General features: G+C 69.9%; 10 protein-coding genes. 5 read left to right on the forward strand and 5 right to left on the reverse strand.

Translation table 11 applies throughout. From position 1 onward, the window contains the following. Positions 1-32: 32 nt before the first annotated feature. Complete coding sequence (locus INT49_RS13385) at positions 33-1547, forward strand: maltokinase N-terminal cap-like domain-containing protein (RefSeq protein ID WP_193118247.1); 1515 nt, start codon at positions 33-35, stop codon at positions 1545-1547. Positions 1548-1572: 25 nt separating this feature from the next. Here INT49_RS13385 and INT49_RS13390 read toward each other — a convergent pair whose 3' ends face one another. Both INT49_RS13390 and INT49_RS13395 read right to left on the reverse strand, forming a co-directional pair. Beyond that, complete coding sequence (locus tag INT49_RS13390; protein ID WP_193118248.1) at positions 1573-2307, reverse strand: hypothetical protein; 735 nt, start codon at positions 2305-2307, stop codon at positions 1573-1575. Then, complete coding sequence (locus INT49_RS13395; protein WP_226850543.1) at positions 2304-5654, reverse strand: ATP-binding protein; 3351 nt, start codon at positions 5652-5654, stop codon at positions 2304-2306. Before INT49_RS13395 ends, INT49_RS13390 begins: the two co-directional genes overlap by 4 nt. Before the next feature lie 355 nt (positions 5655-6009). On the opposite strand from INT49_RS13395, the gene INT49_RS13400 reads away from it, so the two are divergent. Both INT49_RS13400 and INT49_RS13405 read left to right on the forward strand, forming a co-directional pair. Then, complete coding sequence (locus INT49_RS13400) at positions 6010-7773, forward strand: glycosyltransferase family 2 protein (RefSeq protein ID WP_193118250.1); 1764 nt, start codon at positions 6010-6012, stop codon at positions 7771-7773. Between the two features lie 3 nt (positions 7774-7776). After that, the gene (locus INT49_RS13405) at positions 7777-9039 is read left to right on the forward strand and encodes a CDP-glycerol glycerophosphotransferase family protein (RefSeq protein ID WP_193118251.1); all 1263 of its coding nucleotides are present in this window, start codon (positions 7777-7779) and stop codon (positions 9037-9039) included. Positions 9040-9147: 108 nt separating this feature from the next. Here the strand turns inward: INT49_RS13405 and INT49_RS13410 are convergent, their stop codons facing one another. After that, positions 9148-11040: an SIP domain-containing protein gene (locus INT49_RS13410; RefSeq protein WP_193118252.1), complete on the reverse strand. Its 1893-nt coding sequence runs from the start codon at positions 11038-11040 to the stop codon at positions 9148-9150. A gap of 607 nt (positions 11041-11647) precedes the next feature. Between INT49_RS13410 and INT49_RS13415 the strand changes: the two genes are divergently transcribed. After that, positions 11648-12334: an IspD/TarI family cytidylyltransferase gene (locus INT49_RS13415; protein ID WP_193118253.1), complete on the forward strand. Its 687-nt coding sequence runs from the start codon at positions 11648-11650 to the stop codon at positions 12332-12334. Continuing rightward, on the forward strand, positions 12327-13034 hold the full coding sequence (locus INT49_RS13420; protein ID WP_193118254.1) for an SDR family NAD(P)-dependent oxidoreductase: 708 nt from the start codon (positions 12327-12329) through the stop codon (positions 13032-13034). The genes INT49_RS13415 and INT49_RS13420 overlap by 8 nt, the downstream gene beginning before the upstream one ends. Positions 13035-13195: 161 nt before the next feature. On the opposite strand, the gene INT49_RS13425 is transcribed toward INT49_RS13420, so the two are convergent. Both INT49_RS13425 and INT49_RS13430 read right to left on the reverse strand, forming a co-directional pair. Further along, a complete protein-coding gene (locus tag INT49_RS13425) occupies positions 13196-14059 on the reverse strand; it encodes an ABC transporter ATP-binding protein (protein ID WP_114307546.1) in 864 nt (287 codons plus the stop codon). Beyond that, entirely contained in the window at positions 14052-14999 is a 948-nt protein-coding gene (locus tag INT49_RS13430; protein ID WP_226850518.1) for an ABC transporter permease, read from the reverse strand. Before INT49_RS13430 ends, INT49_RS13425 begins: the two co-directional genes overlap by 8 nt. Positions 15000-15024 lie beyond the last annotated feature (25 nt).

Here is a 15024-nt window from a genome sequence, read left to right on the forward strand (position 1 = left end):
CCGGGCGACGGGCCAGCCCCTACAGTGACCATATGGACGAGCCGAGCTCCCCCGCCACTGCTCCTGAGTTCGACGCCACGGCGATGCCGCCGATGGATGAGCTCCTCGATGCCCTCACCTCGCCCCTGGCCGACTGGATGCCGAATCAGCGGTGGTTCGCGCACATGGGCGCAGGGACTCCTGAGGTCTCGATCCGGGGCTGGGCCCCGCTGCGCGTCGCACCGGACCACGTCGTCGTCCTCGTGGTGGTCGGCGCGAGGTTCGCCGGCACGGAGCCGGCCGAGGCCCTCTACCAGGTGCCCCTCCTGATACGGCCTGAGGACTCCCCGGCCGCCGATCGACGCACCACCGACCAGGACGAGGGCTCCGAGGTGTCCGTCCTCGAGACCCCGGCCGCCCGCGTGCGGGTGCACGACGCCCTGCGTGACGTCGACGGTCGTGCGGCCGTGTTCGCCCTCCTGGCCTCCGACGAGCAGGCGCAGGGGCCCGGGATGAGCGTGCTCGCCCACCGGACTGCGCCGGGATCTCCGCTCCCCCTCGGCCCCGGACTGCGCAGCCGGATCCTGTCCGGGGAGCAGTCCAACACCTCGATCATCGTCGAGCCCGAGGGGACGTCCCCGATCATCCTGAAGCTGTTCCGTGTGCTCCATGACGGGGAGAACCCCGACGTGGTGCTGCAGGGGGCGCTCACCGCGGCCGGCAGCACCCGCGTGCCGCGGCTGATCGGATCGGCGAGTCTCGAGCTCGGCGATCTCCGCACCCATTCCCTGTTCGCCCAGGAGTTCCTGCCGGGCGTCGAGGACGCCTGGCGCACGGCTCTGCGGCTCGCCGTCGCGGGCGAGGACTTCAGCGCGGCCGCCCGCGGACTCGGCGAGGCGGTGTCCGAGGTCCATCGCGACCTCGCCGGCGCCCTGGGCACGACGATGACCGACGACGCGCTGCGAGCCGGGATGGTCGAGCAGATGCGCTCCCGAGCGGCGATGGTCGCCGCGGAGGTCCCCCAGGTGGCCGCGCATCGGACAGCGCTCGACGCCCTGCTCGATGCCGCGCTCGACGTGCCGTGGCCGCCGATGCAGCGCATTCACGGGGACCTGCACCTGGGACAGGTGCTGCTGGTCCCGGACCGCGGCTGGGTGCTGCTGGACTTCGAGGGCGAGCCGCTGCGCCCGCTCGCGCAGCGCTCCCTGCCCGACTCCCCGCTGCGGGATGTGGCCGGCATGCTGCGCAGCCTCGACTACGTCGGCGGGGCGGTGGCCCTGGAGCAGGGCGCGGACGCCTCGTCGTGGGTCCGGGCCGCCCGGGCGGCGTTCCTGGAGGGCTGCATGGGAGCTGCCGACGGGAGCACCGGCACGGCGGCGGCCGAAGGCGATGCGCATGCCGACCCCAATGCCAATGCCACTGCCGACACCCATGCCCTCGGCGTGCTGCTGGCGGCCTTCGAGGCCGACAAGGCCGTCTACGAGGCGCTGTACGAGTCGCGGAACCGCCCGGATTGGCTGCCGATCCCGCTGGCCGCCCTCGAACGGATCAGTGCACGGAACGCGTAAGGCGAGCAGCCGGTCCGCGGACGGATCAGCCGACGGAACGCGAGGGGCGGGTCGTCGGGCTCGTCGACACCACCACCGGGGAGGCCGCTGCGGCCAGGAACGGCGCGCTGATCACGCGGACGGCGACCTGCACCCCGACGATCACCTCGAGGAGGTCTCCCCTCCCGGTGCGCCAGGTGGCGACGCTGATGCCCTGGGACTCGGACTCCGAGCGACGGCGCAGGCCCCACGCCAGAGCCGCTCGATCGGCGGCAGCCAGCAGGTCCCGGGCGTTGTCCCCGCTCAGGTCCGGCACGCCTGTACTGGCCAGCAGGGCGCTGACATGGCAGAGCGTCCCCGTACCGCGCCAGGTCTCCCCCGAGGAGCGATCGCGCTGGGGGCGCCGGTCGACGAAGCCGCCCAGCTCGGGCTGCTCGTCCAGCGCTGCGTCGGTCACTCCCGTGAGGAGCCCGCGGACCCAGTCGTAGATCTGATGCTGCTCCGGCAGGGTCGCCGGGGATGCTGTGGGCGCTGTCGACATGCGTGCCCGCCTCTCGCGTCGCGCGCCGTCGGGGTCGCCGATGCGCTGTGCAGCCGGCCCGTCCGGGGCTGAGCTGTCGATCAAGTCGTGGATGGTCATCTCGTCGAACTCGTCGATCACGTCGATCGCGTCGATCCGGGCGCGCTCGTCGATCCTGCTGATCCCGCCGACTCCGTGGTCCAGCGTAATCGTCGCCCTGGGGGCCGCCGATGGGGAGAACTCCCCACCGGCGGCTTTCATTCCTGGACGGGGACGAACTCCACCGGGGCGACCGAGGAGTAGCGGTCCTGCCGGATCGAGACGACTCCCACGCCGCCGATGAAGGGGGCCAGGGCCTGGGGGTTCTTCCCCGGATTCGCCAGGATCACCTGGAACCCGAAGTGACGGAAGGACTCCATCGCCGCGGTGATGAACTTGCCGGCGCCCTTGGAGAAGGCCTCATCGATGATGATCGGGGCGAACCGCGGCACCTCCTGGCCGGTGCCGGCCAGCTGGTAGCGCAGCGCCGCGGCGAGGCAGAAGGTCGCCAGGCGCTCGTTCTGACCGCCCGAGAGGGGGCCGCCGGACTCGTGCGCGTGGACCACGGTCCCCTCCGCATCGACCTCCTCGGCGTGGAAGTGGACGTGGCGGCGCACATCGAGGATGACCCGGGAGATCTGGTCGTCCCGCGTGCGGGCCGCACCGATCATGTCCATGAGGTGGCGCAGGGACAGGAAGCGCTCCTCCGCCAGGTCCCGATCACGGCTGATGTCGTTCAGCGCCATGTCCGCGACGGCATCTTCGAGGGCACGCTTGAACTCATCGAGCGCGGTGAGGTGCACGGGGCGCATGGACAGCTGCAGGAAGCGTCCGGAATGGAACTCGACCTGGGACAGCAGGGCGTTGATGCGCTGCAGGCGCTTGCGGATCTCGGCGGGCTCGCGGGCGATGGCGGTGGCCAGGGCCTGCACGTCTCCGAGGGTGTTGCCGGTGAAGAACTCGAAGAAGCGGTCCTCGACCTCGGGCAGCTTCTCCTCCTCGATCCGCTGGAGGATGGCCAGGAAGTCGTCGGCCGCCTCCAGCGTCGCCGCGGTGTCCCCGGCCTGTGCGGGCCAGCGCCGGGAGAACTCGCGCATCACGGTGCGGATGTCCTCCTCGGTGCGGGAGGTGCGCCGGGTCAGGGCCATCAGCTCCGCGTCCAGGGTCGCCGAGGCGTCCTTGGTGACCTGATCGATGTTCCCGATCAGCAGGGTCGGGGCGATCGCCGTGAAGCGCTCGGCCAGCTCCGCCTCGACCTCGGGCGCCAGGCTGGACTCGGCGACGCGGTCCCGGGCCTCGACCAGGCGCTCCTCGGCGCGCTCGGCCTGCTCGCCGAGCTTGCCGGCGGTGCGCACCACCTCCAGCAGCTCCTCGTCGGAGTCCGCGATCGAGCGCTCGACGTCGTCGATCTGCCGTGCCAGCTCGCTCAGCGCCGCCGAGCCGTCCTCCGCCGCGCGCACCATGTCGCGCAGGTTGGACACGCGCCGGGCGACCGAGGCGGCGTCGATGTCGTCCCAGGTGACCGAGCTGATCGACTGCAGGGCGTAGAGCCGCTCCCGGCGCTGCTCGCGCTCGGACTCGACGTCCTTGCGGCGGGCCTGCGCCTCGAACAGGGACTGCTCGGCGCGGGTGCGCTCCTGCTCGAAGACGGCGCGCTTGGCGCGGTTGTCGAAGCCGAGCACCCACTGGGAGCGGTCGTTGATCTGGCGGTCGGTGTTCTTCTCGTGCCGCGACGCGGAGTGCTTGATCTGGCCGGAGCGCAGCACCGCACGGTTCAGCCGGGTGAACTCCTCCAGGGTCTCCGCGCAGGTGTAGTCCATGCGGGAGGCGATCTCGCTGGTGAGCCACACGTGGAACTCGCCGTCCTTGACCTCGAGCTTGGCGGCCAGTGACCGCTCGTCGATGGTCTTGGACGGGCGGCGCAGGTCGGTGTTGACCCGGTTGTAGGAGATCCGCCTGCGCAGCTTGGTGCGGTCGATGACCGCCGCCACCTCGCGGTAGACACGGTCCGGCACCAGGATCGAGCGGGCGAGCCCGCGCAGCGCCTGCTCGGCGGCCGCGGTCCATTCCTCCTCGCCGCCGCGCACCTGGAGCAGCTCGGCGGCGAAGGGCAGCTCGGTGGGGGCGATGCCCACCTCGGACGCGATGTGGTCGCGCAGGGCGACGTCCTCGGAGTGCAGGTTCGAGGCGCGCGAGGTCAGGGAGGCGAGCTCCTCCCGGGTGCGGGCGAGGGTCGTGGAGAGCTCGCGCACCATCGCCTCCGCCTCCCAGCGGGCGGAGTCCGCGCCCTTCTCCTCGGCCTCCAGGGCATCGCGCAGGGCGTCGACCTCGCGCTGCAGGGCCAGGAACATGTCCTCGCCGGAGGGGGTGCGCAGCTCGACGGTGGCCAGCAGGGCGGCGAACTCGGTGCCGCGCTCCCGGCGTCGGTCGCGCTCGACCTCGAGGCCGGCGATCTGCTGCTTCCAGTCGTCGATCTCTCCGCCGCCGGCCCGCTTGCGCTGCTCCTTGAGCTGGGCGAGGTCCGAGCGGGCCTCGGCGACATCCTGGGTCAGCCGTCGCTGCTGAGCCCCGAGCCGGTCGCGCTCGAGCTGGAGCCTGCCGGTCTCGTCGCCGAGCAGGCGCACGAGGTGCTGGGCGGCGTAGACGTCGATGTCGGCGCGGCGGTCCACGAGCTCCCCGCCGCGCGCGCGCATCGCGGTCCAGTCCTCGTGGTTCTCCCGCAGCCCGCGCAGCAGGTCGCGCTGCTCCCGGGCGGTGACCAGGGCCTGGTAGACCTCGGAGAGGTTCTGGAAGTTCGCGAGCGCCTGGTCGGCGAGCTCGAAGGTGCGTGGGGCGTCGAGCATGTAGTCGCGCAGGAGGGCGTTGACGTCGCCTAGCTCCTTGGCGGACTGGATCTTGTGCAGCAGGCCCAGGGCCTTCTCGTCCGGGATGCCCAGCAGCTGGCTGAAGGCGGCGCGGTACTCACGGAACTGGCGGAAGGTCTCCGTGCCGGGGTGCGCGTTCTCCAGGGCCTTGCCCTCGATCTGCGTGGAGACGAACTGCCGCAGGTCGGTGACGTCCAGGGGCGTGCGGGAGATGACGTAGAGGCTCTTCACGTCGGAGTCCGAGGTGTGCCCGGCATGCAGCAGGAGCAGGCGGGAGAGCTGGACGATGCCGCCCATCCCGTCGGAGTAGCGCATGGTGAGCACCGACAGGGTGGTCTTGTCGCGCAGCACCTCCTGGCTGAACTCTCCGGTGGCCTGGTCGTAGTGCATAGCCCAGGCACCGCGCACGTAGCTGGCCACCGTGCGGCGGTACTTCGAGCGGGCCGGGCCGGCGTCGGACGCCGCGGCATTGAACTGCAGCGTGCGCGGCGGGGTGAGCAGGGCGCTGACGGCATCGAGCAGCGTCGACTTGCCGGTGCCGGGGCCGCCGGTGAGGAAGAAGCCCTTGGAGGAGATCTTCAGGTCATGGGTGCCGTGGAACGTCCCCCAGTTCGACACCTGCACCGCGATCAGGCGCCACTGGCCCGGATGCGGATGGTCGGGGTCGGTGCCCACCCGGGCGCTCGGCGCGTCGGCCTCGGGCATGCCCGGAAGATCGAGGGTCTCGGCTGCGGAATTCACCCTTGCAGGGTACCGGGATCGAGGCCTGTTCCGTGGCGCCTCCGCAGCGATGCCGCTCGGCGCGCCGAGCGGCATCGCGATGGCGTTCATGCGGAGTTCACATTGCTATAGTCCGAGTCCCGGCCGTTCCGGGGGTTCTCCTCGCATGCGGCGTCACCGCCACACTCGGCGTCTCCCCCGCGAGGACGACGCTCGAGCCCCTGATCCAGCACACGCGGGAGGAGCGTCGACGAATGGCACCCAGCCCGCATCGACGCCTCAGCGCTCCCTCGGGATTCCCCGTGAGCAGCGTCCCCTCGGGTCACCCCGTGAGCGCCACATGAACGCCGCACCGGATCCCTCGCCCCTCCTTCTCGCCTCGTGCACCGTCGACGCCGCCGAGGACGCGGCAGGCACGGCCGGGCTCGTGGCAGGCACGTCGAACACTGCACAGACCGCACAGACTGCAGGGACTGCAGGGACCACCGCCACGGCCTCGCTCTGGGAGCAGGCCTTCCCGGTGTCCGTCTGGCGCACCGTGCTCGGCGCGAGCACCGTCGTCGTGCAGGTCGAGGGCACCCGCGCCACCTTGTGGGGATCCCGGGACGGGCGTCGTCTCCCTCTGGGCCCCCTGGTCGACGGGCACCGGGAGATCTCGCTCGCCGCCGACGACCACGACTGGCTCTGGGTCGAGGGCGAGGTGCGCTCGGTGGCCTGGACGACCGCACGTTCGATCACGACCCCGCAGGTCACCGTGGTGATGCCGACCTACCGCCGGGAGGCGGATGCGGTCGCGCAGGCCGCGCGTTTCGCCCGGATGCAGTGCGTGCAGCACGTGATCGTCGTGGACCAGGGCGACAGCCTCGCGGACCACGACGACTTCCGCCGGCTCCAGGGATCCTCCCCGGAGATCCAGCTGATCACGCAGGCGAACCTGGGCGGTTCCGGGGGCTATGCCCGCGGCATGCGCGAATCCGAGAGGTTCCCGCAGGATGCCGTGCTGCTCTCGGACGACGACGCGATCATCAGCGAGGAGTCGCTGCGCCGCATGGTGACCTTCCAGTCCCTCGCCGCGCAGCCCACCATCCTCGGCACGCCGCTGTTCTCCGCGCAGGACCCGATGCGGCTGACGGCCCTGTCCGAGGCGGTGCGCGCGAACGACTTCCAGTGGCATGCGGCCGACGGGGTGCGCGGCCCCGTCGACCTCACCGGGACGTCGCCTGATCGCTGGACGTTCCTGCGTGCCCGCGGCGAGGCCAACTACACGGGATGGTGGGCGACGCTGCTCCCGCCCGGATCCGTCGCCGAGCTGGGCCTGCCGGCGCCGTTCTTCCTGAAGTGGGACGACGCTGAATACGGCCTGCGCGCCACCCGCCACGGCTACCGCCACGTGGTGCTGCCCGGGACGAGCGTGACGCATCCTCCGTGGGATGCGTTCCGTACGCAGATGTCCTGGACCTCGCGAGTCCTCCATCGCAACCGCCTGGCCACCGCCGCCGCGTATGACGCCGGTCGCGGCGTGATCCTCTCCTCGCTGCTGCACCAGCTCAAGCACATCCTGTCCGGTCACCACCTGACCGCGACCCTCTGGGACCACGGCATCGACGCCTTCCTCGCCGGGCCGTCCAGCTGGCTGGGCCTGGATCTCGAGCGGGCGCGCGCCGACGGGCAGGAGCTGGTGACGCGGTGGAACGCTCGGAACCCGACCTCCGCGGATGCCCTGCCCACCCCGCGCGCCGCTCCCCTGCCGCTGGCTCCCGCGCTGCTGCGTGCCCTGCTGCGGATCGTCCGGCCCGATGCCGAGCCCCGGGTCGTGGTGGCGATGACCGCCGAGCAGCTGCACTGGCGCACCGCGCTGGGCGCCGACGCCGTGATCATCACCGACGCGGGCGGCCCGGACGGCGCCGTCCACCTCGTGCGGGGGTCGACGGCCCGCCATCTCCTCACCCGGACCCTCGGACGCCACCTGCGGATGGCTCTGCGCTGGTCGTCGCTGCGCCGGCAGTACCGGCGGGACCTCCCGCGCGCCACCACCGAGGCGGCATGGGCCGAGCAGTTCGACCGGTCCGTCGCCCCGTCGCACGCCGAGAACGGGGGCTCATAGGTCATGCAGCCCCGGGAGAACACCCTGAACCGTCGCATCCGCAGCGCCGGTGGCAAGTTCCTGCGCAGATACGGCCTGCTGCCGGGCGGGATGCCCGATGGACTCGGGGACGACGCCACCCTCCGCGACAGTGCGCTGGACGGCGAGGTGATCGTGTACTTCGCCGACACCGCCGACAGCCTCTACCAGCTGCGCGGCTGGTACGGGCCGCTGCGAGAGCTGCACCGTGCCCAGGGGGTGACCATCGTCTGCATGGACTCCCGGGTCGCGGCGACGATCCGGGAGGAGTCCGGACTGCCGGTGGTGACGATCGCGCAGGACGCGACGCTGGATGCGCTGATCATCCGCAGCGGCACGAAGCTGATCCTGTACGTGAACTACAACCCGTTGAACATGGCCCCGCTGCGGGCGCGCTCCGCACTGCACGTCTCCCTGCTCCACGGGGACTCCGACAAGGGCGTCTCCGTCTCGAACCAGGTCAAGGCGTACGACTACTCCTTCGTGGCGGGGCAGGCGGCGATCGACCGCTTCGCCCGGTACACGTCCCTGTTCGACGCCGAATCGCGCTGCATCGAGGTGGGCCGCCCCTCGCTGGACACCGACAGGGTGGAACCCGGCACTGCTCAGCGGCGCGGCGACGATCCGGTGGTGCTGTACGCCCCCACCTGGGAGGGCGGGCAGGCGAGCGTCGCGTACAGCTCTCTGCAGACGCATGCCGACGCCATGCTGCGCTCGCTGCTCGCGAAGGGCTATCGGATCATCTACCGCCCCCACCCGTTGACGGGCGTGCGCGTCCCGGAGTTCGGGGAGGCGGACCGCGCGGTGCGGGAGCTGCTCGAGGGCGGCTGGCACACCATCTCCGGCGATCGTGCGCTGCAGCGCGACTTCGCCGAGGCGGATCTGCTGATCTGCGACGTCTCCGCGGTGGCGAACGATTGGCTGGCCACGGGCAAGCCGGTGATCGTCACCCGCTCCGCCGGGGCCGATTCCCGCGATGCGGGCACCAGGATGCTCGAGGTGCTGCCGCGCCTGGACGCCGCCGATGCCGAGCATGCCGGGGAGATGGTCACCGAGCAGATCGAGGTCGATCCGGATCGCGAGGAGCGCCGGCGGCTGACCGAGTACTACCTCGGCGACACCCGTCCCGGCGCCTCGCTGGCGCGCTTCCTCGCCGCCTGCCGCGACCTCAGCGCCCAGCGGGACGAGCTGTGGAAGCAGATCACGGAGAACGAGCACCCCTCGGATCCGCGGACTGCGACCAGCTGAGCCGCGCGGGGCGCGACCTCGCTCCTACGACCCTGCGGCACTATGGCTCTACGGCTCTACGGCTCTACGGCTCTACGGCTCTACGGCTCTACGGCCAGATGGCCAGACTCAGTGCTCCGGACGGCCTGCACGCCAGTAGCCCATGAAGGACACCTGCTTGCGGTCCAGGCCGAGATCGCTCACCAGGTGCCGGCGCAGCGACTTGATGACGCCGGCTTCGCCTGCGAGCCAGGCGTAGAACGCGCCGTGCCCGGTCGTGGTCTCCCACAGGATCGAGGAGTCGACGTCGACGTCCTCGAGGGCCTCGGGATCCGCGGCGCCTGGTGAAGCATCTGTCGCGGCGCCGGTCGTGGCGTCGGCGGGTGCGCCCGCGCCCCGGAAGGCCTGGGCGTTCTCCCCCATGAGGCGCTGCACCTCGGCGGCGAGCAGCTCGCCGTGGGGTCGATCTCCCCGGGGCAGCCAGCGCACCTGAACCCCGGAGCGGGTGAGGATCCGCTGCTCGTCGGCGGCGTCCGGGACCTCCACGAGGGCATGCCCCGTGATGGAGGCCGGCAGCGATTCGAGGATCGAGCCGATGGCCGGGAGCGCGGTCTCGTCCCCCACGAGGAGCACGGTGCGGGCGGTGCCCGGTCGGAACTCGATGCCGGCGTAGTCGGGGCCCACGAGGTGCTTGTTCGGGCCGAGCATGGAGATGGTGTCCCCCACCTGCGCCTGCTGCGCCCATCGGGCCGCGACGCCGCTGCCCTGCGTCACCTCCGGCTCGAGGTGGAGCACGAAGTCGACGTCGATCTCGGGGTGCTCGCCGTGGCTGCCGGGATGACCGGCCGCGCGGGCTTCGCGCACGGTGTAGGTGCGCATCCAGCCGCGGTCGAGAGGATCGATCTGCAGCCACGTGCGGTACCACTCGTGCTGGGTCGCCGGATCGATCAGGCCGCCCGGCCGTACGGAAGCGAAGTGGTCCCGGCTCGTCTCGGGCCCGGGGACGATCAGCTTGATGCGCATGTCCAGGGGATGGCAGTTGGCCCCGAAGTGGACCAGATCCGGACCCGTGAAGGTGAAGCGCACCAGGTTCTTCCCCAGCTGCTGACGGGCGGCGACGGTGAGCTCGAAGGCGAGCAGGGGGCTGTGCTCGAGAGCGGGGGCCAGGTCGGTGACTGGCGCTGACGGGTCGGCGGTGATCGTGGTCATGGCGTCCTCCTCGGAGGCGTCGTGGTGGGAGCGCCCTCGCCCGCGGGGCAGCACCATGGGCGTGCCCGAGTGGGGGTCCGGGGCGATATGGCAGTCGAGGGCGAAGACGTCGTGCACCATCTGCTCGGTGATGACGTCGGCCGGCGGGCCCTCGACATGGATACGGCCGTCCTTGACGGCGATCAGGTGATCGGCGTAGCGGGCCGCGAGATTGAGATCGTGCAGGACGATGCCGACGGTGGTGCCCCGCTCACGGTTGAGGTCGCGCACCACGTCCAGGACATCGAGCTGATGGGTGAGGTCGAGGAAGGTCGTGGGCTCGTCGAGCAGCAGCACCTCGGTCTGCTGGGCGAGCGCCATGGCGATCCAGACGCGTTGCCGCTGCCCGCCGGAGAGCTCCGCGACGGGTCGGTCCTGCAGATCTGTGGTGCGGGTCGCCGCCAGGGCATCCTGCACGGCCTGCTCGTCGTCCTCGCTCCACTGCGAGAAGAGACCCTGATGGGGGAAGCGGCCGCGGGCGATGAGCTCGCGCACCGTGACGCCGTCGGGGGCGGGCGGGGACTGCGGGAGCAGACCGAGCCGCCGGGCGAGCTCCTTGCCGGCGAGGGCGTGGATGTCCTTGCCATCGAGCACGACGTCGCCTCCGCGCGGGGCCATCAGCCGGGACAGGCCGCGCAGCACGGTGGACTTGCCGCAGCCGTTGGCGCCGACGATGATCGTGATCTGCCCTTCGGGCAAGGTCAGATCGAGGTCGCGGACGACCTCCCGACGGTCGTAGGCCAGGTGCAGCCCTCGAGCTTGGACCAGTGCCATCAGCCGACCACCTTCCCGTCGCAAGGATCTCCGTGGCATCCACGGTCCGTCGGGGTCGGAGACTCTCCCCGCACCGGGACGCCCCCGCGCACCGATGTGCGATGAGGCAAGCCTGACCTTATTCCGCAAGGCGCAGGTGACGCAATTGCCGTCCATGGTGGAGATCGCCGTCTCCGCCATCGATGCACGCCGCAGGCCTGGGCACTCGCGGTGACGTGAGCGGGATCACGCGGACAGGGCCTTGGGGCCGGGTCCGGGGCGGGGCCACAGCGCGGGACCATAGCGCGGGACCATAGCGCGGAGCCATCGGGACGTGGTCGCAGAGCCGCCGCAGGGTCGCCGCAAGGCCGCCGCGGGGCCGCCGCGGGGCCGCCGCGGGGCGGGTGCCCCCCGAGGGCGTGGCCTCCGGCAGGCCCTGCGGCGACCGTGAGAGGAACCACGGATTCCGTCGGCTCTCCGCGAGCCGCAGAACAAAAGCCCATCGACCTCGTACAGTGAACATCGAGGGTCGCGCCGGTTGCGGCCCAGTGAACTCGACGGATGCGGTTCCTGCAGATGACCGTCGGTCATCCGGCAGCGCCGCCGACCCGCACGAAGGAACGACTCTATGTACTCACTCATTCTCCTCAATGGCGGAATAGGCAGCCGAACGGGCGCAAGTCAGCCCAAGCAGCTCCTGAAGCTCCGCGGTATCCCGATCCTGGTCTACGCACTCGTCACGGCCGACCGTGTCGAGCAGATCTCCCAGATCGTGGTCAACTACCCGCCGCAGTGGCGGGAGCAGATCGAGGAGGTCCTCGAGGCCTACGCGATCTCGACCCCGGTCACCCTGGTGGAAGCCGGCGACTCCCGGCATTCCTCGGTCGCCGCGATGCTCCCGCATTGCACCAACGACGACGTGATCATCCACGAGTCCGCTCGCCCGCTGGTGCGCGAGAGCGACTTCCGCGGATTGATCGAGTCCAAGCACAAGAACGTCTCGCTGATGTCCGAGATCTCCTTCACGGTGGCTCCGGTCGACCCGGAGACCTCCGAGGTCACCGGGTCCCTGGACCGCGACCGACTGCGCAACGTCCAGCTGCCGCAGAAGTTCTCGAAGTCCGACCTCGAGGCGTCGCACGAGCGCGCCGTGAACGAAGGCATCGAGTTCACCGAGGACGCCACCCTGGTGGCGGACAGCGGGTTCCCCGTCCACTTCATCGATGGCTCGGACGAGAACTTCAAGGTCACCACCAGCACCGATCTGAAGATGGCAGGGTTCCTCCTGCGACCGGAGGAGGACGACGATGAGTAAGACTGCACTCGTGACCGGGGCGTCGCGCGGCATCGGCTTCGAGACCACCCGCCGGTTCATCCTGAACCACGACGACATCACCACCGTGGTCATGTTCGCCCGTGACTCGGAGGACTTCGACAACAACGTGAAGGAGCTCGAGAAGGAGCTCCCGATCGGCCGCAAGCTCGTGCCGTACAAGGTCGACGTCGGCGATCGGTCGGCACTGAAGAAGGCCGTGAAGCGCGCCTATGACGAGGTCGGCAACATCGACATCCTCGTCAACAACGCCGGCTACACCAATCCGGTGCCGCTCCAGCAGGTCAAGATGGCCGACTTCGAGAAGACGATGGAGGTGAACGTCTACGCGCCGTTCACGATCATCAAGGCGCTGCTGAACCGCGGCAACACGTTCGATCTCATCGTCAACATCGCTTCGACCGCCGGCATCAACGGCCGGTCCGGCTGGCTGACCTACTCGGCCTCCAAGGCCGCAGTGATCAACATGAGCCAGGTGATGCGCGAGGAGCTGTCGATCTACGGCACCCGCGTGGTGTGCCTCTCCCCCGGCCGCACCGCGACCGCTCTGCGCAAGACCCTCGCACCTGACGAGGATCCGACGACGATCATGCAGCCCGAGCACGTCGCTCAGGTGATCAGCACGCTGTCGTCCTCCGTCGGCAAGTTCATCGACTCGGAGAACATCGTCGTGCGGCAATGAGCCTCCTGCTCTGAGCACGACCTCGCGCTGATCTCTCGGCGCATGACGAGGGCGTGGCACCGATCCAGGATCGGTGCCACGCCCTCGGTCTATGCGAGGCATGCAGGGACGTGCAGAGAGTCGCCTGTGCGCGTCCTGCGGCGACGAAGGCCGCCGACGAGTCAGCTCTTGGCCTTGGCCGCCTTCTTGGACTCCGCCACGAACTGCTTGTACCGGCCGCAGACCTCTTCCGGGTCACCATCCATCACGAGCTTGCCCTCGTGGACCCACAGCACACGACTGCACATGTTCTGGATGGTGCCGAGCGAGTGGCTGACCAGGAACACGGTGCCGGCGGATTCACGCACCGAGTCCATCTTCGCCTTGCTCTTGGCCCGGAAGGCGGCATCGCCCGTGGCGAGAGCTTCGTCGATCATGAGGATGTCCGGAACAGCAGAGGCGGAGATGGCGAAGCGCAGGCGCGCACCCATGCCGGAGGAGTAGGCCTTCATCGGCAGGTTCACGAATTCACCGAGGTCGGCGAAGTCCACGATCTCTTGATAGCGCTCTTCGACTTCCTTGGTGGTCAGGCCGAGCGCGAGCGCGCCGATCATGATGTTGCGCTCGCCCGTGAGGTCCTTCATGAGCACGGCGTTCACGCCCAGCAAGGACGGGCTGCTGGCCACGTGCACGGTGCCAGCGGCCGGCGGGATGAGCCCGGCGATCGCGCGCAGCAGGGTGGACTTGCCCGATCCGTTCACGCCGATGATCCCGATGGACTCACCATGCTTGGCGGCGAAGGTGATGCCACGCACCGCCTTGACCTCGCGCACGGGAGGCTGGCGGGCACCGCGCCGCAGCAGCTTCTGCAACGGCCCCTGCTTGTCGCCAGGGCCGTGCCCCACCTTCTTCGCACCGAAGACTCGGTAGGTGACGTGCAGGTCGTTGACGAGCAGGGAGAGGTGGTCGGACGGGGCGGCAACGACCGGCCCGCCCTCGAGGTCCTCCGGATCGATCTCGAAATCGACTTCTTCAGCTTCAGTCACGTCCGTACCGCTCCTCTCCCCGCCAGAACACCAGGAAGCCCACGACCGCGAAGACGACAGCCCAGCCGATGCCGAGGAGCCACATGAACAGCGACTGCGGGTATGCGGGCTCGTTGAGCAGGCAGGAGCGCACCAAGTACAGGTAGACGGCGACCGGCTGGTACTGGGCGATCCAGCCCCAGCTGAACTGGCCGAGGTAGCGGTCGATCGAGAAGATCACGCCGGAGGCGTACATCAGCACGCGCATCACGTGCGGGATGAGGTTGTCGAGGTCCGGCGTGATCGCGACCCAGCGCGCCACGAGGAAGGCGCAGCCGGTCGAGAAGATCCAGAGCAAGCCGATCGCGGGGATCGTCAGCAGCCAGTACCAGTCGATGGTGACCTTGCCGGCGAAGGGCAGGAAGCCCGAGACGTAGGAAATGAGGGCCATGACCGCTACGGCCGGGCCGAGGATCGCGAGCTCGGAGAGCACCCCGGCGATCGGCAGCACGGCTCGGGGGAACTTCACCGACCGCACCAGATTGAGGTTCTTGTTGATCGAGTGGGCGCCTGCCATCACCGAGCGCTCGAAGAAGCGGAACATGAACACGCCGCACACGATGAAGGCGATCGTGTTCTCGATGCCCGCGCGGCCCACCTGCAGGATGAACCCGAAGATGACCACGTAGACGGCGGCGTTCATCATCGGGGAGAACAGTGTCCACAGCTGCCCGAGGTAAGTGTTCTGGTTCTCCGCGTAGGCCTTGGAGATGGCCATCACCTTGATGAACGAGCGGCGGGACCACAGGTCCTTCAGGTAGGCACCCAGATGCGGGCGCACCCCGATGGGCTCCAGTCCGTTCTCCCGGGCAGCGGAGTCCACCTCTGCCTGGTCGAAGGTGCGTTCCAGCGGCGGCGGCACCAGGGGTGCCTCGCCACGCACTTCCTCGCCAACGGTCAAGGCCTTGCTCCAATCTCACCGAGAG

Source organism: Brachybacterium tyrofermentans, from assembly GCF_014897585.1.
Classification (GTDB): domain Bacteria; phylum Actinomycetota; class Actinomycetes; order Actinomycetales; family Dermabacteraceae; genus Brachybacterium; species Brachybacterium tyrofermentans.

Bases quoted from the DNA above. Each gene is read 5' to 3' on its own strand.
- INT49_RS13415 (WP_193118253.1), top strand. From the start codon at position 11,648: ATGTACTCACTCATTCTCCTCAATGGCGGAATAGGCAGCCGAACGGGC.
- INT49_RS13410 (WP_193118252.1), bottom strand. From the start codon at position 11,040: ATGGCACTGGTCCAAGCTCGAGGGCTGCACCTGGCCTACGACCGTCGG.
- INT49_RS13390 (WP_193118248.1), bottom strand. From the start codon at position 2,307: ATGAAAGCCGCCGGTGGGGAGTTCTCCCCATCGGCGGCCCCCAGGGCG.
- INT49_RS13420 (WP_193118254.1), top strand. From the start codon at position 12,327: ATGAGTAAGACTGCACTCGTGACCGGGGCGTCGCGCGGCATCGGCTTC.
- INT49_RS13405 (WP_193118251.1), top strand. From the start codon at position 7,777: ATGCAGCCCCGGGAGAACACCCTGAACCGTCGCATCCGCAGCGCCGGT.
- INT49_RS13400 (WP_193118250.1), top strand. From the start codon at position 6,010: ATGAACGCCGCACCGGATCCCTCGCCCCTCCTTCTCGCCTCGTGCACC.
- INT49_RS13395 (WP_226850543.1), bottom strand. From the start codon at position 5,654: ATGCCCGAGGCCGACGCGCCGAGCGCCCGGGTGGGCACCGACCCCGAC.
- INT49_RS13385 (WP_193118247.1), top strand. From the start codon at position 33: ATGGACGAGCCGAGCTCCCCCGCCACTGCTCCTGAGTTCGACGCCACG.